Raw genomic sequence first — 17,663 nt, forward strand, 5'->3', positions numbered from 1 at the left:
CTTTTTTGCGGCACTGGCGACCAAACACAGTCCTCCACAGCGCGGAGGCGGTGCTCCCGGAAGCACCCTCGGTTAAGGTCACGCTCGAGGTGGGCACAGCGATATGACGAACCGGTTCCGCCGCCCGCGGCGCAGAGCCGGTCGAATGTGGGCTAGCCGCACAGGGTAGACAGGCGTGACTGACACAGGAACTCGGGCGTTCCGCGGGCTTCGGCTGGGCGGGTTCGCCGCCATGGCGCTCGCCATGGTGGGCCAGGGCGCGGCCGCAGAAACCCTGGAGAGCGCGCTCGCGCGGGCCTATGCGGGCAACCCGACGCTCAACGCACAGCGCGCCGGCCAGCGCGCCAACGACGAGAACGTGCCGCGGGCTCTGGCGGGCTATCGCCCGACGGTCAGCGCCGCGGCCAGCATCGGCGTCAGCAACGTCTCCGGCACGTCCGGCGCCCTTGGTGGGCGGGACGGCGGCTCGCAGACCCTGATCCCCGGCTCGGCCGGGCTCACGGTCAACCAGACCCTGTTCAACGGCTTCCGGACCGACAACCAGACCCGGCAGGCCGAGTCGCAGGTGCTGGGCGGCCGCGAGACCCTGCGCAACACCGAGATGCAGACGCTGTTCCAGGCAGCGCAGGCCTACATGAACGTGCTGGCGGACACCGCCACGCTGGAGCTCAACCGCAACAACGTCGAGGTCCTGGAGGAGCAGCTCCGCCAGACCCGCGACCGCTTCAACGTCGGCGAGGTCACCCGCACCGACGTCGCCCAGGCCGAGGCGCGGCTCGCCGGCGCCCGGGCCCAGGTCAGCCTGGCCGAGGCCAACCTGCGCACCAGCATCGCGACCTACCGGCAGGTGATCGGCGTCGAGCCGCGCCAGCTCGCCCCCGGCCGGCCGATCGACCGCTACGTGCCCCCGACCCTGACGGCGGCGGTGGAGATCGGCCTCGCCGAGCACCCGGCGATCCTCTCCGCCCTGCACTCGGTCGACGCGGCCGAGGCGCAGGTGAAGATCGCCGAATCGTCCCTCTACCCGACGGTGTCGGTGAGCGGCAACGCGGCGCAGGTCTTCGACCAGCAGATCGCCAATACCCGCTTCTTCCAGGGCTCGATCGTCGGCCAGCTCACGGTCCCGCTCTACCAGGGCGGCGCCGAGTACGCGCAGATCCGCCAGGCCAAGGAGCAGGTCGGCCAGACCCGGCTCCAGGCCGAGCTTACCCGCGACCAGGTCCGCGCCGGCATCGTCACCGCCTGGGGCGCCCTGGAGGCGGCCAAGGCCCGCGTCATCGCCTCGCAGGCCCAGGTCCAGGCCAACGAGGTGGCGCTGAACGGCGTGCGCGAGGAGGCCCGGGTCGGCCAGCGCACCACCCTGGACGTGCTGAACGCCCAGCAGGAACTCCTGACCGCCCGCGTCAGCCTGATCGCCGCCCAGCGCGACCGGGTGGTGGGCTCCTACCAGGTGGTGCAGACCGTCGGCCGCCTCACCACCCGTTTCGTCGCGGTCCCGGTGACGCAGTACAGCGCCAAGCAGCACTACGACCAGGTCAAGGACCTCTGGTACGGCGTGCGCACGCCGGACGGCCGCTGACCGCAGCGGCCGGGATGGCGCACGCCTCCCTGTGAGTTGCGGGCGGCCTCGCTTGTGCGGGGCCGGTCCTGTGGAATACTGCGTAACCGACACCCCGACCCTCCCCATCTCTGCACTCGAGCGTTGAGCCGGATGAGCGCCGCGAGCCCCAAGACGCAGGACAAGACGCAGGAACCCTCGATGGAGGAGATCCTCGCCTCCATCCGCCGCATCATCGCCGACGACCAGAAGCCGGCCGAGCCGCCTGCCGCCGGATCGCGGCCGGTGCCGGTGCCGGATCCCGAGCCGGACGAGGACGACGTGCTCGACCTCGCGACGGTCGCCACGCCCAAGCCCGCCGCGAAGCCGGAGCCGGTGGCCAAGGCGCCGCCGCCCAAGCCCGAGCCCGAGCCGAGCTTCGACGAGAAGTTCGACGCGATGTCGGAGATCGCGTTCCGCGACGAGCCGATGGACTTCGACGCCATCGAGATCGAGCCGGAACCCGCTCCTCCGCCGCCGCCGCCCGAGCCAGTGAAGGCCGCCGCCCCGCCGCCGCCCGCGCCGCCGGAGCCGCCCGCACCGGCGACGGAGGAGCGGCTCCTGTCCCAGGCGACGGACGCGACGGTCAGCCACGCCTTCGACCTCCTGGCCAACACAGTCCTGACCCGCAACGCCCGCACCATCGAGGACCTGGTCCAGGACATGCTGCGGCCGATGCTGAAGGCCTGGCTCGACGACAACCTGCCGGTCCTGGTCGAGCGCCTCGTCAGGGCCGAGATCGAGCGCGTCGCCAGAGGGCGCTGATCGTCGCCCGGTTGCGTCCAGGCCGCAGAATCCGGGTCGCCGATGTCCCGGTCGCCGATCGCGCGGCGGCTCCAGTTGACGGAACGGCCCGGGTCCGCTTGAAAGCGGGATCGGGGGCCGGCCGCTCGCGCGGCCGGCCTTTTTCGTTTCAGTTCCGGCGCCCGCAGGGCGCGCCTCCCGCCTGAGGGGACGCGCCCGGGCGGCGTGCGAGTGGCGCTACCGCGATGATGGACAAGACCTTCGATCCCGCCGCCGTCGAGGCGCGCATCGCCGCCGAGTGGGAGGAGGCGCAGGCCTTCCGGGCCGGGCGCCCGGACCGCACTGGCGCCGAGCCCTACAGCATCATGATCCCGCCGCCGAACGTGACGGGCTCGCTGCATATGGGCCATGCCCTCAACAACACGCTGCAGGACGTGCTCGCCCGCTTCGAGCGCCTGCGCGGCAAGGACGTGCTGTGGCAGCCCGGCACGGATCACGCCGGCATCGCGACCCAGATGGTGGTGGAGCGCCGCCTCGCCGAGCAGCAGCAGCCCGACCGCCGCACCCTCGGCCGGCCGGAATTCGTCCGCCGGGTCTGGGAGTGGAAGGCGGAATCGGGCGGCACCATCGTCAACCAGCTCAAGCGCCTGGGCGCCTCCTGCGACTGGTCGCGGGAGCGCTTCACCATGGACGAGGGCCTGTCCAAGGCCGTCCTGAAGGTCTTCGTCGACCTGCACGCGCAGGGGCTGATCTACCGCGACAAGCGCCTGGTGAACTGGGACCCGAAGTTCCAGACCGCGATCTCCGACCTCGAGGTGCAGCAGGTCGAGGTGAAGGGCCATCTCTGGCACTTCGCCTATCCGGTGGTGGACGAGGCCGGGAACGAGACCGGCGAGACCATCACGGTGGCGACGACCCGGCCCGAGACGATGCTGGGCGACACCGCCGTGGCGGTCCACCCCGAGGACGAGCGCTACCGGGCGCTGGTCGGCAAGAGCCTGCGCCTGCCGCTGGTCGGCCGCCTGATCCCCATCGTGGCGGATGAGTATTCCGACCCCGAGAAGGGCACCGGCGCGGTCAAGATCACCCCGGCGCACGACTTCAACGACTTCGAGGTCGGGCGCCGGCACGGGCTGGCCCAGATCAACATCCTGGATGAGGAAGCCCGCATAAGCCTCGACGGCAACGCGGAATTCCTGGAAGGCTCGGCGCCTGAGCCGGAGGCCCTGGCGCTGCACGGCCTCGACCGGTTCAAGGCCCGCGAGGCGGTCGTCGCCCTGATGGAGGCGCGCGGCCGGCTCGTCACGATCGAGCCCAACACCCATGCGGTGCCGCATGGCGACCGCTCGGGCGTGGTGATCGAGCCGTACCTGACCGACCAGTGGTACGTGAACGTCAAGCCGCTGGCCGAGCGGGCCTTGCAGGCGGTGCGCGACGGCCGCACCCGCTTCGTGCCCGAGACCTACGAGAAGACCTACTTCCAGTGGCTCGAGAACATCGAGCCGTGGTGCATCTCGCGCCAGCTCTGGTGGGGCCACCAGATCCCGGCCTGGTACGATGCGGACGGCCACTGCTTCGTCGCCCACACGGAGGAGGAGGCCCTGGCCCAGGCGGCGGACAAGCACGGCCGTGCGGTCGCCTTGCGCCGCGACGAGGACGTGCTCGACACCTGGTTCTCCTCGGGGCTGTGGCCGTTCTCGACGCTCGGCTGGCCCGACGCCACGCCGGAGCTGTCGCGCTACTACCCGACCAGCGCCCTGGTGACGGGCTTCGACATCATTTTCTTCTGGGTTGCCAGGATGATGATGCTCGGCCTTCACGCGCTGGACGAGGTGCCGTTCCGGACCGTCTACATCCACGCCCTCGTCCGCGACGAGAAGGGCGCCAAGATGTCGAAGTCGAAGGGCAACGTGGTCGATCCCCTCGACCTCGTCGATCGCTACGGCGCCGACGCCCTGCGCTTCACCCTCGCGGCCATGGCGGCGCAGGGACGCGACATCAAGCTCTCGGTGCAACGCGTCGAAGGCTATCGGAACTTCGCCACGAAGCTCTGGAACGCCGCCCGCTTCGCCGAGATGAACGGCTGCCGCCTTGATCCGGCCTTCGCGCCGGGGAGCGTCACCCAGACCCTCAACGCCTGGGCGCTCGGCGAGGCCGCGCGCGCCGTCGTCGAGGTGACGGGCGCCATCGAGGCCTATCGCTTCAACGACGCCGCCAACGCCGCCTACCGCTTCGTCTGGAACGTCTTCTGCGACTGGTACCTGGAACTGGCCAAGCCGGTGCTCCAGGGCGAGGACGGCCCGGCGAAGGAGGAGACGCGCCGGACGATCGCCTACCTGATCGACCAGATCTGCGTGCTGCTGCACCCGTTCATGCCGTTCCTGACCGAGGAATTGTGGGCGACGAAGGCGCGCGAGGCCGGGATCGAACGCGGACTGCTGGCGCTCGCCGCCTGGCCCGACCTCGGCGCGCTCGCCAAGCCCGAGGCCGAGGCCGAGATCGGCTGGGTGGTCGATCTCGTCTCGGAGATCCGCTCGGCCCGCTCGGAGACGAACGTGCCGGCCGGCGCCCAGATCCCCCTGGTGCTGGTGGCCCCGAGCGAGGCGGTGCGCGAGCGCGTCGCGCGCTGGGGCGACACCGTGCGGCGGCTGGGCCGCATCGCCTCGATCGAGATCGCCGAGGTGAGCCCGCGCAACGCCGTGCAGCTGATCGTGCGCGGCGAGGTGGCGGCCCTGCCGCTCGAAGGCGTGGTCGACCTCGCCGCCGAGGTGGCGCGGCTGAAGAAGGAGGATGCCAAGCTCGATGGCGAGATCGCCAAGATCGACGCCAAGCTCGGCAATGCCGACTTCCTCGCCCGCGCCCCCGAGGAGGTGGTCGAGGAGCAGCGCGAGCGCCGCGACGCGGCCATCGCCCGCCGCGAGAAGGTGCGCGAGGCGCTGACCCGGCTCCAGGGCTGAGCCGATCCCGCGATGCGACGGCTCCGGTGCGGTCCCCGCACCGGAGCCGCGGAAGGCCGGCCCGACCGGGGAGAGGCACCCGGCCCGGGGGATCGGGCGGCGCGCAAGCGATTCGTCAACCTTTGCCCGGATACGCGCCCGGCATGAGCCCCGCAGCCCATCCCGATGAACCGACCCGCCCGAAGGCCCGCGCCGTGAGGGGCCGCTACGACACCGCGACCGACGTGCTGTCCGTCCGCTTCACCGATGCCGAGGTGGTGGAGAGCCGGGAGGTCCGGCCGGGCATCGTCGTAGCCTACGACGCCGCCGGGACCGTCGCGGGGATCGAGATCCTCGACGCCTCCCTGGAAGACCTCGCGGCCGACCAGGACCTGCGGCGTCTCACCGTGGCGGCCTGATCGCCTTGCGCCGCCTCGCCCGGCGGGTGGCGGCCCTCGTCGTCACCCTCTTCGTCACCCTCGTCCTGACGGCCTGGCTCACCGCCCGGCCGGGGAGCCCGAGCCTCTACCCGCCGGCTCCCGGCGAGGAAACGGTCACGGTGCGGCTCGTCGCCGGGCCCTGGCATTCCGGCCTGCTGCTGCCCCGCGACACCCTCGCCCGGGCGGCGGAGGAGGCCGGGGCCGGAGCGCTCCTCGAGGTGACGGGGCGCTTTCGCGCCTACCCGGCGCTGGAGGTCGGCTGGGGCGATGCCGGCTTCTACCGCGCCGTGCCGACGCTCCAGTCCCTCGACTGGCGGCTGGCCCTCAGGGCCCTGTTCACCCCGGGCGGCCGCCCGGCGGTCCTGCACGTGGTCGGGGTCGCGGCCGAGCCCGGCGCCGCCTTTCCGGAAGCCGAGATCGTGACCCTGCAGCTGTCGCAGGCCGGATTCCGGCGCCTTGCCGCCGCGCTCGCGCAGTCCTTCACCCGGCGCGACGGCCACCCGGTGGTGCTGGGACCCGGCCTCTACGGCCCGAGCCTGTTCTACGAGGCGCAAGGCCGCTTCGGCCTGCTCCACGTCTGCAACCACTGGAGTGCCGGGCTCCTCAACGAAGCGGGCCTCCCGGTCACGCCGCTCCTCGACACCCTGCCGCGGGGACTCGCCCTCGATCTCGCCTGGCGCGCCAGGCCTCACGCGCCCTGAGGATCGGCAGGCGGGGCGGCGGGCACCGGGACGGGGCGCCGGAAGACGCGCCGGAGGCGCTCGCGCAGGGGCGTCCGGCCGCTGCGGGCAAGGTCGCGGCCGCAGGCCCGGGCGCGGGCGCGATCGAACTGGAAGGCGATCTCGGTGCCCTCGGCGAGCCGGAGGGCGAGGGCCGGCACGCCGGGCGCGACCTCGCCGGCCGTCCAGCCGAGGACCGGGAAGAAGCAGTTCTCCACCCGGGTGCCCGCCGGCACGTCCTGTGCCGCATCCGCCGCCACCGAGGCGGTGGCGAGGAGCGCCACGCCGAGCTCGGCGGCTTCCGCAGGGGTCAGGCGCACCGCGTAGTCCCGTGGCCCGAACGCCACCACGAGCTCGAGCCCGTCCGGCCCGGCGGTCACGACCGAGAAGCGCAGGTCGCCGCTCGGTGCGCCTCCAGGACGTGCAGGTCCGGTCGGCGTGGTCTCGGCGGACGCGGTCTCGAGAGAGGTCATGCGGGGCCCGTCGCTCGCGTGCCTGGCCGGGTGGCCGCCCGAAGCGTAGCGTCGGGCGCTCCTCTCCGGCAAGCGCTGACGAGAGGCTACCGGCGAGAGGTTACCGGACCGCGCCGGGCTCGTTCGCGGCCTGCCGCGCGTCCTTCCCGTCGCGCTTGATCCCGACCCGCTGGTCCTGGCGCAGGAGCTGGAGGTGGTCGGTGGCGATCCGGTCGCCGGCCTTCAGGCCCTTGAGGATCGCCGTGCGGTCGCCGAATTCCTCGCCCGTCGTGACCGGATTCATCGCCACCCGGCCGTCGTCGCCGACGCGCCAGACGATGCGCTGGTCGAGCTGGGACGAGAGGGCGACGGTCGGCACCAGCAGGCGCTCCTCCTCGCCGACCTGCACCTGCGTGCGCACGAACTCCCCCGGCAGGTAGCGCTCGTCGGCATTGGGCAGCCAGGCCCGGACCAGGCGGCGGGCGGTGCGGGGGTCGAAGCGGTTGTCGAGCTTGTAGATGGTCGCCTTGCGCTCCGGGCGCCCTTGCGCATCGAGGGTCTGGATGAAGGCGCGCTTCTCCTTCAGCGCCGCGCGCACCGCCTCCGAATCCTCGGCCGAGAGCGCCACCTGCACCTCGATCGGGTCGACCTGGACGACGCTGGCGAGCTGGGTCGTGTTCTCGTTGACGTGGTCGCCGATATTGACGTCGGAGAGGCTGGAGCGCCCGTCGAAGGGCGCGCGGATCACCGCGTAGTCGAGGTTGAGCTTCTGGCGGGCGATGGCGGCCTCCGCCTCCTGCACCCGGCTGCGGGCGACCTGGCGGTTGCTCTCGAGCTGCTGGAAGCGCTGCTCGGAGGCGTAGCCCTTGTCGGCCAGCGGCTGGGTGCGGTCGACCTCGGCATCCGCGAAGGCGAGCTGCGCCGCTGCCTGCTCGCGCTGCGCCTCCGCCGTTCGCAACGCCACCTCGAAAGGCCGCGGATCGATGCGGAACAGGATCTGGCCCTGCTTGACGTGGCCGCCCGGCTCGAAGGGCCGCTCCACCACCACGCCGGTGACCCGGGGCTGGAGCGCGGCGTCCTTGGGCGAGATCACCGTGCCGGTATACGAGAAGGCGACCGGCACGGTCTGCGTGGTGGCCTGCGCCACCGCGACGTCGAATTCGGGCGCCTCGGGCTCCGTCTTCGGTGGCGATTGCGGCATCAGAAAGTGCGCCACGGGGCCGGGCAGGAGGCCGGCGGCGCCCGGCGGCAGCGGATGGCCGAAGCCCCACCAGAGGCCGGCCCCCGCCGCGAGCGCGGCGAGACCGGCGAGGCCGTAGCGAAGCCTTGCGCGCACGATGGCGGTCTCCTTCCGAGGGGCAGGCTCCGGGCTGGATCCGCAGGTGCTGGATCCGCGCAGGGGCGCGTGGCGGCCGGTCTCCCGCGGGGGGAACTCCCTCGGACGCGATGACGTTGCACGTGAGCTTTTCACCTTACCGTCGCAGGCCAGCAAGGCCGGCTTCCGGAGCCTCGGCTCGCGGCGGCTTCCCCGGCGGCCACCGGGACCCGGGATGTTCGCCTACTTCGTCGACCGGCCCGTCCTGGCGGGCGTGATCTCGGTGCTCATCACCCTGATCGGGGCCGTGGCGGGGTTCGCCCTGCCGATCGCCCAGTTCCCCGAGATCGCGCCGCCGATCATCAACATCCAGGCGACCTATCCGGGCGCCACGGCGCAGCAGGCCTACGAGGCGATCGCGATCCCGCTCGAGCAGGAGATCAACGGCGCGCAGGACCTGATCTACATCAGCTCGACCAGCAACGCCGACGGCAGCGTCAGCATGGACGCGACCTTCGAGGTCGGCTCCGACCTCAACGCGGCGGCCGCCGACGTGCTGACCCGGGCCCAGCGCGCCGAGTCGCGCCTGCCGCAGGCGGTGCGCGACCAGGGCCTCGAGATCGTGAAGTCGTCGCGCCAGCGCCTCGGCAACGTGGTGCTGTACAGCGACGACAACCGCTACGACGAGCTGTTCCTGTCCAACTGGGCCGAGACCCAGGTGATCAAGCCCCTGCGCCGGGTCACCGGCATGGGCCGCATCGTCAACTTCTCCAACCAGCGCTACGCGATGCGGGTCTGGCTCGACCCGGCCCGGATGGAATCGCTGGGGATCGGCCCGAGCCAGATCGTCCAGGCGGTCGAGCAGCAGAACGCCCAGATCACCGTCGGCTCCCTCGGCAAGGAGCCGGTCCGCGACGCCCCCGCCTTCGAGCTGCAGATCGTCACCAAGGGCCGCCTGACGGAAGCCCGGGAATTCTCCGACATCGTGATCCGGGCCAACCCGGACGGCTCGGTGGTGCGCATCCGCGACGTCGGCCGGGTCGAGCTGGGGTCGGAGCAGTATGGCAGCCGCTCGACCTACGACAACAAGCCCGCCGCGTCCCTCGGCCTGTTCCAGAACCCGGAGGCCAACGCCGTCGAGGTGATGAAGGGCGTGCGCGCCACCATGAAGGATTTAGGGAAACGCTTTCCGCCCGGGTTGACGTACAAGATCGCCCTCGACCGCACCGAGTTCGTCACCGCCTCGATCCACGAGGTGATCAAGACCCTGTTCGAGGCGATCGTGCTGGTCGTCGTCATCACCTACCTGTTCCTCCAGAGCTGGCGCGCGACCCTGATCCCGGCCATCGCCGTGCCGGTGGCGCTGATCGGCACCTTCGGGCCGATGGCGGCGCTCGGCTTCTCGTTCAACACCCTGAGCCTGCTCGGCCTGGTGCTGGCGGTGGGCCTCGTCGTCGACGACGCGATCATCGTGGTCGAGAACACCGAGCGGCTGATGGAGGAGGGCCAAGAGCCCCGCGAGGCCGCCCGCGAGGCGGTGAACGAGGTGGCGGGCCCGGTCATCGCCACCACCCTGGTGCTCGCCGCCCTGTTCGTGCCGGTGGCCTTCATCCCGGGGCTGACGGGCCAGCTCTACAACCAGTTCGCGCTGACCATCGCGATCTCGGTGCTGATCTCGGCGGTCGTCTCGCTCACCCTGACCCCGGCGCTCTGCGCCCTGCTGCTCAAGCCTCACGACACGAACGCTCACCGGAGCCGCTGGCGGGCGCCCCTGCGCTGGTTCAACGCCGCCCTCGACCAGGCGACCGGCGTCGCGGTCGGCTCGGTGGGGCGGCTGTCGCGCCACTTGGTCGCCACGGGCCTCGTCTTCCTCGCCTTCGCCGGTCTCACCGCCTGGATGGTCGCGAGCCGTCCGAGCGCCTTCGTGCCGCAGGAGGACCAAGGCTACTTCTTCGCCGACATCGCGATGCCGAAGGGCGCCTCCGTCGGCCGCACCGCCGCGATGGTGGAGGAGGTCGGCCGCGCGGTCCTCGACCAGCCCTCGGCCGCCGGCACGATCGGGGTCGCCGGGCGCGGCATCCTGGCCGACGTCACGGCGCCGTTCTACGGCTTCCAGATCCCGACCCTGAAGCCCTGGGACCAGCGCGAGGAGACGGTCGCCGACGTGATCGGGCGGCTGCGCCAGCAGTTCAGGAACCACCCGGACGGGGTCTTGCGCATCGTCGATCCGTCGCCGCTGCCGGGCCTCGGCTCCCGCGGCGGCCTGACGCTGGAATTGCAGGACCGCAGCGGCGAGGGCGGGCTCAAGCTCGCCCGGACCGCCGAAGGCTTCATCGCGCAACTGAAGAGATTGCCCGAGATCGGCGGCGCCACCGCCACCACGAGCTACGGCGTGCCGCAATTGCGCCTCGACATCGACCGGGCCAAGGCCGAGCAGCTCGGGGTCAGCCTGTCGTCGCTGTTCGACGCGCTCGGCACCTATGTCGGCTCGTCCTTCGTCAACCTCTTCAACAAGTTCGGCTTCGTCTACCAGGTCTATGTCCAGAGCGAGTCGCAGGGGCGGCGCACGATCCAGGACCTGTCGCGGCTGACGGTGCCCAACAATCGCGGCGAGCCGGTGCAGATCGGCGCGCTCGTCACGCCGCACTTCGTCAGCGGGCCGACGGCGGTTTTGTCCTACAACACCTATCCGGCGATCGAGATCGCCCTCGACACCGCCGAGACCGCGAGCTCGGGCGCGGCGATCGCGGCGGTGGAGCGCCTGGCCGGGACGGCGCTCCCGACCGATTACGCGGTGGAATGGACCGAGGTCGCCTACCAGGAGAAGATCGCCGGCGGCTGGGCGCCGCTGATCTTCGGGCTCGGGGTGGTGATGATCGTGCTCCTCCTCGCCGGCCAGTACGAGAGCCTGCGGCTCCCCTTCGTGGTGATCCTGGTGACGCCGCTCGCCCTGTTCGGCGCGGCGGGCGCGCTCAGCCTGCGCGACCTGCCGCTCGACATCTTCGGGCAGATCGGCCTCCTGCTCCTCGTCGGTCTCGCGGCCAAGAACGCGATCCTGCTCGTCTCCTTCGCCCGCGACCTGAGGGCGAAGGGCGAGGATCCGGTGCGGGCGGCGCAGGACGCGGTGCGCCTGCGGATGCGGCCGATCCTGATGACCTCCTTCGCCTTCATCCTCGGCTCGGTGCCGCTCGCCATCGCCAGCGGGGCCAGCGCCAACGCCCGGATCTCGATGGGGACGGTGGTGATCGGCGGGTTGCTGGCGGCGACGCTGCTCACCCTGTTCGTCACCCCGGTCTTCTACGTCGCGGCCGAGCGGCTGGTGGAGAGGCGGGGGCGCCAGGAGAAGCCGGGCCAGGAGAAGCCGGGCCAGGAGAGGCCAGGCCAGGAGAGGCCAGGCCAGGAGAGGCCAGGCAAGGAGAAGCCCGGCGAGGAGGCGCAGGGCCCCGGCGCGCCGCAGCCGGCGGAATAGGCGGCGCGCGGGGCTTCGACCGGAGAGGTCAGTCGATCGCGGCGGGCGCGAACATCTGGCGCGCGTACCAGGGCAGGGACAGGACGGCGACCACCTGCTCCCGGCCGTCGAAGACCCGGGCGAGCGCGCCGCCCGAGGCGGTGAACGTCAGGGCCGTGGTCCGGTCGATGCCGGCGGGCCGGCTCAGGACCGGGTCGACGCCCTGGTCGACCCGGTAGATGCGCCGGACCCGCGGATCGGCGGCCGAGAGATTGAGCGCGGTGGGCTGGACCCGGGCCGGCGTGCCGCGCGCATAGGCGACCCGCAGCGCCAGCCGCTCGCCGCTCTCGGCGCTCACGCTCCAGGCCTCCTCGGCCGTGCCCGCCAGCGCCGTGGCGCTGCCGCGCCGCTCGAGCGTGACGCTCGCCGGCACGCCGACCTTGTAGTAGCCCGGTCCGGACCGGGCATCGCCGAAGGTGTGGACGATCACGAAGCCGGTCTCGTCGCCGCGGCGGGCCGGCACCGCCAGCACGGCGGCCCGCTCCTCGGCCCCCGCCGGCTTGCCGTCCGGCCCCGTCGCCGCGAGCTGCTCGCGGAAGACCACCGAGAGGTTGGCGCCCCGGCCCGGCCCCTGCGGGGCCGGGTTGACGGTCCAGCCCGCCGGCAGCAGCGACTGGGCCGTCTCCTCCGGCACCGCGAGGGCGACGACGGTCCGCACCTCCTGCGACCAGCCGGCCGGGACGCCCGGCCCGGGATCGGCGGGGGCCTGCTGCGCGAGGGCGGGGACGGGCTGGGCCAGCAAGGCGGCGAGCAGCGATGCGGCGAGCGGCCGCGACAGGGCGTGTCCCAGTGCGTGTCCCATGGTGTTCCTCCCGGGTGGGGCAGGCTCACGGGCCGCCGCGCGACGGCGGCCGGCCCCACGCCGGATCGAGCCTGCCCGATCCGTCCGGGAAGCCAAGTCGTCCGAAAATACCGAGTCGTCCGAAAATGCGTCGTCCGAACAGTCAAGTCATTCGCGGGTTATACGTCTTTCGCGAAACGCCCGGCCGCCCGGAGATTCCGACCCGGAGATCCCGACCCAGAGATCCCGGCCGGCCTTGCCGCCCGCCGGGCCCACCGGGCCTGCCGCGGGCGGCCTCGACGCCGTCCCTCGGGCGAGGCCGGCGCACGCGCCTGTGGACGACGGTGGAGGGGACTCGCGCGAGACCCTCCGTTGAGCTTTCATTTACGCAGGGCCGGCAGGGTCTGCCTTAAGTGCAGCGTAACCCTGTGCGGCCTTCGAGGCCCGCTTGCCCTGGCCCTCCCGGGCGGGCGGCGGCCTTCGGGCGGCACGGGGGATCCGAGGGGTCGATGGCGGGATCTTCGAAGAGCGGCTCCTCGCGTCCGGGGACGGAGCGGGGGGCCCTCCGGCCGATGCCGGTCGTGCGGTGGGCCGCGGTGGCGGGAATCGCCCTGGCGGCAGCCAATTGCGCCGGGCCGACGCCCAAGAACCTGGCGGTGAAGAGCGGCGGCCGCGAGATCGACCCGAAATACGGCGTCGCCGCGAGCCCCCGGCTCTACGGCGAGAACGACCAGATCCCGAAGGGCGGCGGCCGGCAGATGACCGGCAAGCCCTACGTGGTGGCCGGGCGCACCTACGTGCCGCGCCAGGACGCCCGCGGCTACGTGCGCGAGGGCCTGGCCTCCTGGTACGGCACCGCCTTCCACGGCCGCCTGACCGCCAACGGCGAGATCTTCGACCGCTTCTCGGTCGCCGCCGCGCATCCGACCCTGCCGCTGCCGAGCTACGCCCGGGTCACCAACCTTCAGAACGGCCACTCGATGGTGGTGCGGGTCAACGACCGCGGGCCCTATCACGCCGACCGGCTGATGGACGTGTCGCAGGCGGTGGCCGAGGCCCTCGACTTCCGCCGCCGCGGCACCACCAAGGTGCGGATCGAATATGTCGGCAAGGCCTCGGTCGGCGGCAGCGACGACCGCAAGCTGATGGCCACCCTCCGCACCGACGGCGCCCCGGCCGGCGTGCCGGCCGGCGCCAACATCATGGTGGCGGATGCAGGAGGGCAGGAGGCCCGCGACGACGCGAAGCCCTTCGCGTTCCGCCGGCCCGAGCCGGAGGCGGTACGCCCGATCGTCGAGACGCCGCGGGTCGCCCCGTTGCAAGCCGCCCCGATACAGGTCGCCGCGCGCGCGCCGGCTCCCGTCCGGGTCGCCGAGGCCCCCCGCGTGCCGGCCCGCCTGCCCGCCGCCCCGGCTCCGGTCCGCATGGCCGCCATCGAGGGCCTGAACCCGGCCCTCGCCGCGTCCCGCACCGCCAAGCCCGCAGCCGCCAAGCCCGCGGCCACCAAGCCCGCGGCCCCCACCGCCTCGACCCGCCGGCCGGCCCCGCCGAGCCAGGCCCTGGCCTTCGCAGGCCATCCGGCGGCGGACCGCGCCTCGCTCGCCCAGGCGATGCACGCCGCCGCGATGCCGGCCGGGGGCAAGGCCGCGTCCAAGATCGCGGTCGCGAAGGGCGGCCCGCCGCCGGTCGCGCCGCCCCTGCGTCTCGCCGGCGCCCAGAAGGGCGCGAAGGACGACGCGAAGGAGACCGGCCGCCGGCCCGGCACGGCGCCGCGGTCGAAGGTGGCGGGGATGTATTGAGGCCAGGCGCGGCCTTCGGGACGTCGGAGGCCCGCGGCGTCCGGCCCGCGACCTCGTCCCGGGGTCGCGGACAGGATGGGCCGGTCGAGGCGACCGGATGATCCGACCGGCCCGCCGCAGCTCACATCCGAAACGGTTCCGCCTCCCGCACTGCGGCACAGGCGCGGTTGCGCGTGCCCGGGCGGAGCGGCAAAATGCGTCAGGTCTCCCGGTCGGCCGGGTTCGAGAGCGGTAGGGGTATGCGTGTGACAGCGACCACCGGAGCGGGCAGGGCGCTCGCGCGCCGTGCCGCGGGCTTGGGCCTGGCAGCCATCCTCGGGGCCGCCGTCGCGGTCACCGGCGCGCGCGCTCAAGCCTTCCAGACACTTGCGCCGCACGCGATCCTGATCGATGCCGATACCGGCGCGGTCCTGTTCGAGAAGGGCGCCGACGAGCCGTTCTCGCCCGCCAGCATGGCGAAGCTGATGACCGTCGAGGTGCTCTTCGACGAGATGCGCAAGGGCAAGCTCGGCCCCGACACCGAGTTCACCATCAGCGAGAACGCCTGGCGCCGCGGCGGCGCCGGAGGCGGCGGCTCGTCGATGTTCGCCCAGCTCAACAGCAAGGTGAAGCTGCCCGACCTCCTGCGCGGCATCGTGGTCCAGTCCGGCAACGACGCCTCGATCGCGGCCGCCGAGGGCGTCGCCGGCACCGAGGACAACTTCGCCCAGATCATGAACCGGCACGCGAAGGAGATCGGGCTCGAGCGCTCGACCTTCCGCAACGCCACCGGCTACTCGGCGCCCGACCAGAAGGTCACCGCCCGGGACATGTCGAAGCTCGCCATCCACCTGATCGAGACCTATCCGGAGCAGTACAAGCTGTTCGCCGAGCGCGAGTTCACCTGGAACAAGATCCGCCAGCAGAACCGCAACCCGCTCCTCGCCCTCGATATCGGCGCCGACGGGCTGAAGACCGGCTATCTCGAGGAATCCGGCTACGGCCTGACCGGCTCGGCGGTGCAGAACGGCCAGCGCCTGGTCCTGGTGGTGAGCGGCCTCAAGACCGCCCGCGACCGCGCCGCGGAATCGCGCAAGCTGATCGAATGGGGCTTTCGCGCGTTCGAGGCGCGCCAGGTCTTCAATGCCGGCGAGATGGTGGCGGAGGCCGAGACCTACGGGGGCGAGAAGGGCCGGGTGCCCCTCGTCACGAAGAAGCCGGTGCGGCTGATGCTGCCTCGGGGCAACAGCGACCGGCTGGTGGCGCGCGCCACCTACCAGGGCCCGCTGACCGCGCCGGTGGAGGAGGGGCGCGAGGTCGGCCGGCTCAAGGTCACCCGCGGCGAGCAGGTGGTGCTCGACATGCCGCTCTATACCGGCGAAGCGGTGCCGGCCGGCACCATGACCCAGCGCGCCCTCGATGCGGCCTTGGAGGTCGGCACCGGCTGGTTCCGCCAGGCCCTCAGCCGGATCACCAGCAAGTCGTGACCGGAGACGCGCGACCGGCCGGGGGTTCCGGCTGCTTCATCACCTTCGAGGGCGGCGAGGGCGCCGGCAAGTCGACCCAGATCGCCCGGGTCGCGGCCTGGCTGCGCGCCGGCGCGGAGGGGGCCCGCGAGGTGGTGACCACCCGGGAACCCGGCGGCTCGCCGCGGGCCGAGCGGATCCGCGGCGCGGTGCTCTCCGGAATCGCCAAGCCCTACGGCCCCTTCGCCGAGGCGCTGCTCTTCGCCGCCGCCCGCCTCGACCATCTCGCGACCCTGATCCGCCCGAGCCTCGGCCGCGGCGCCGTCGTGCTGTGCGACCGCTTCAGCGATTCGACCCGGGCCTACCAGGGCGCCGCCGGCGGGGTCGATGCGGGGACGCTCGCCGCGCTGGAGCGGGTGGTGGTGGGGACGACCCGGCCGGACCTGACCCTGATCCTCGATCTTCCCCCCGAGATCGGCCTCGCCCGGGCGCGCCAGCGCGACCGCGCCTCCGCCGGCGGCCCCGACCGGTTCGAGGCCGAGGCCCTGGGCTTCCACCAGCGCCTGCGGGCGGCCTTCCTCGCCATCGCCGCGGCCGAGCCGGCGCGCTGCGCGGTCATCGACGCGCAAGGATCGCCCGATGCCGTGGCGCAGGCGATCCGTGCCACGGTCGCGGCGCGGTTGCCCCATCTCGTGCGGGGAACCTCCGATGCCGCCTGAGACGAGGGACGACGAGCTCGAACCGGGCGAGATCCCGGGCGTGCCGCGCCCGCGCGAGCAGACCGATCTCCTGGGACAGGAGGCGGCCGAGCGGGCTTTTCGCGAAGCGATCGGCGCCGGGCGGCTGCACCATGCCTGGCTGCTCGGCGGCCCGAAGGGCATCGGCAAGGCGACGCTCGCCTTCCGGGTCGCCCGCCACCTGCTCGCCCGCGGCGACGGCGCAGGCGTGCCCGACAGCCTGGCGCTGCCGCCCGGCCACCCGGTGGCGCGCCAGGTCGCCGGCCTGTCGCACCCCAACCTCGTCCTGCTGCGCCGCCAGAGGGCGCCAGGATCCAAGACGAGCGTGGCCAAGACCGTGCCGACCCAGATCGGCGTCGACGCGGCGCGGCGCGCCCTGCACCTCTTCGCCGCGACCTCGGCCGATGCGGGCTACCGGATCTGCATCGTCGATTGCGCCGACGAACTGAACCTCGCCAGCGCCAACGCGCTCCTGAAGGTGATCGAGGAGCCGCCGCCGCGCTCGCTGTTCCTGATCGTCAGCCATGCCCCCGGGCGCCTGCTGCCGACGATCCGCTCGCGCTGCCGCCGCCTCGCCCTGAAGCCGCTCGCGAGCGGGGACGTGGCCCGGGTGCTGCGCAGCCTCGGGCCGCAGCAGGCCGGCAAACCGTCGGAGCTGATCGAGCGGGCGGCCGCCTTGAGCGAGGGCTCGGTCGCCCGCGCCCTCGACCTCCTCGACCCCGACACGATCGGGGTGGTCGACGAGGTCGAGGCGCTGCTGGACCAGGGCGACCGGCCGGATTGGCGCCGGGCCCTGAAGCTCGCCGAGCGGCTCGCCGGCCGCGACGCCGACGGGCTCTACGCCGCCGCCCTCGACACGGTGCAACGTCGGCTCGCCGCCGAGATCGAGCGCCGCCAGGGCGATCCGCCGGCCCGCCTCGCGGCCCTGGCGGAGGCCGCCGAGCGCGCCGCGCGGGCCGCCCGGGAGGCGCAGGTCTACAACCTCGACCGGCGGCCGGTGGTGCTGTCGCTGTTCGGTACCTGAGCGATGCGCCTCTTCCCGCTCTCCGACCTGCATCTCGAGCGCCGGCCCCTCGCGGCGGTCCCGGCCCCGGCGCAGCCCTTCGACGTGATGGTCTGCGCCGGCGACGTCTGGGAGGGCGAGCCGGAGCAGGGCCTCGCCGCGCTGCTGCAGCTCGCCGGCGAGCTGC

13 protein-coding genes and 1 pseudogene are annotated in these 17,663 nt (G+C 72.9%); 11 read left to right on the top strand and 3 right to left on the bottom strand.

Features of this window, described 5'->3' with window-relative positions; all coding sequences use genetic code 11:
- Window positions 1–175: 175 nt before the first annotated feature.
- The 5 genes from VQ03_RS07110 (at window position 176) to VQ03_RS07130 (ending at window position 6,418) form a co-directional block, all read left to right on the top strand.
- The gene (locus VQ03_RS07110; protein ID WP_048450178.1) at window positions 176–1,579 is read left to right on the top strand and encodes a TolC family outer membrane protein; all 1,404 of its coding nucleotides are present in this window, start codon (window positions 176–178) and stop codon (window positions 1,577–1,579) included.
- Between the two features lie 132 nt (window positions 1,580–1,711).
- On the top strand, window positions 1,712–2,362 hold the full coding sequence (locus tag VQ03_RS07115) for a PopZ family protein (protein ID WP_245291993.1): 651 nt from the start codon (window positions 1,712–1,714) through the stop codon (window positions 2,360–2,362).
- Window positions 2,363–2,586: 224 nt separating this feature from the next.
- Complete coding sequence (locus VQ03_RS07120; protein WP_048450179.1) at window positions 2,587–5,298, top strand: valine--tRNA ligase; 2,712 nt, start codon at window positions 2,587–2,589, stop codon at window positions 5,296–5,298.
- Between the two features lie 143 nt (window positions 5,299–5,441).
- Complete coding sequence (locus VQ03_RS07125; RefSeq protein ID WP_245291994.1) at window positions 5,442–5,696, top strand: DUF2283 domain-containing protein; 255 nt, start codon at window positions 5,442–5,444, stop codon at window positions 5,694–5,696.
- Window positions 5,697–5,701: 5 nt separating this feature from the next.
- Window positions 5,702–6,418 carry a DUF2459 domain-containing protein gene (locus VQ03_RS07130; RefSeq protein ID WP_245291995.1) on the top strand — a complete coding sequence of 239 codons (717 nt, stop codon included), beginning with the start codon at window positions 5,702–5,704 and terminating at the stop codon, window positions 6,416–6,418.
- On the opposite strand, the gene VQ03_RS07135 is transcribed toward VQ03_RS07130, so the two are convergent.
- On the bottom strand, window positions 6,406–6,909 hold the full coding sequence (locus VQ03_RS07135) for a hypothetical protein (RefSeq protein ID WP_048450180.1): 504 nt from the start codon (window positions 6,907–6,909) through the stop codon (window positions 6,406–6,408). The genes VQ03_RS07130 and VQ03_RS07135 overlap by 13 nt on opposite strands.
- A gap of 100 nt (window positions 6,910–7,009) precedes the next feature.
- Window positions 7,010–8,224, bottom strand: coding sequence for an efflux RND transporter periplasmic adaptor subunit (locus tag VQ03_RS07140; RefSeq protein ID WP_048450181.1), 1,215 nt, complete (start codon window positions 8,222–8,224; stop codon window positions 7,010–7,012).
- 214 nt (window positions 8,225–8,438) lie between these two features.
- On the opposite strand from VQ03_RS07140, the gene VQ03_RS07145 reads away from it, so the two are divergent.
- Window positions 8,439–11,672 carry an efflux RND transporter permease subunit gene (locus VQ03_RS07145; protein ID WP_083467824.1) on the top strand — a complete coding sequence of 1,078 codons (3,234 nt, stop codon included), beginning with the start codon at window positions 8,439–8,441 and terminating at the stop codon, window positions 11,670–11,672.
- A 28-nt stretch (window positions 11,673–11,700) separates the two neighbouring features.
- Here the strand turns inward: VQ03_RS07145 and VQ03_RS32795 are convergent, their stop codons facing one another.
- Entirely contained in the window at window positions 11,701–12,513 is an 813-nt protein-coding gene (locus VQ03_RS32795; RefSeq protein WP_048450182.1) for a hypothetical protein, read from the bottom strand.
- A 551-nt stretch (window positions 12,514–13,064) separates the two neighbouring features.
- Here VQ03_RS32795 and VQ03_RS07155 point away from each other — a divergent pair.
- The 5 genes and pseudogenes from VQ03_RS07155 to VQ03_RS34505 all read left to right on the top strand — a co-directional run.
- A complete protein-coding gene (locus tag VQ03_RS07155) occupies window positions 13,065–14,291 on the top strand; it encodes a septal ring lytic transglycosylase RlpA family protein (protein ID WP_245291996.1) in 1,227 nt (408 codons plus the stop codon).
- Between the two features lie 239 nt (window positions 14,292–14,530).
- Window positions 14,531–15,757 (top strand): D-alanyl-D-alanine carboxypeptidase family protein, encoded by a 1,227-nt coding sequence (locus VQ03_RS07160; RefSeq protein ID WP_048450184.1) that lies wholly within the window; start codon window positions 14,531–14,533, stop codon window positions 15,755–15,757.
- On the top strand, window positions 15,754–16,455 hold the full coding sequence (gene tmk / locus VQ03_RS07165) for a dTMP kinase (protein ID WP_048450185.1): 702 nt from the start codon (window positions 15,754–15,756) through the stop codon (window positions 16,453–16,455). Before VQ03_RS07160 ends, tmk begins: the two co-directional genes overlap by 4 nt.
- Entirely contained in the window at window positions 16,445–17,497 is a 1,053-nt protein-coding gene (locus tag VQ03_RS07170; RefSeq protein ID WP_048450186.1) for a DNA polymerase III subunit delta', read from the top strand. Before tmk ends, VQ03_RS07170 begins: the two co-directional genes overlap by 11 nt.
- 3 nt (window positions 17,498–17,500) lie before the next feature.
- Window positions 17,501–17,663 (top strand): annotated as a pseudogene (locus VQ03_RS34505) (metallophosphoesterase); the annotation flags it as partial.

The sequence above is a fragment of the Methylobacterium tarhaniae genome (genome assembly GCF_001043955.1).
GTDB classification, from domain to species: Bacteria; Pseudomonadota; Alphaproteobacteria; order Rhizobiales; family Beijerinckiaceae; genus Methylobacterium; species Methylobacterium tarhaniae.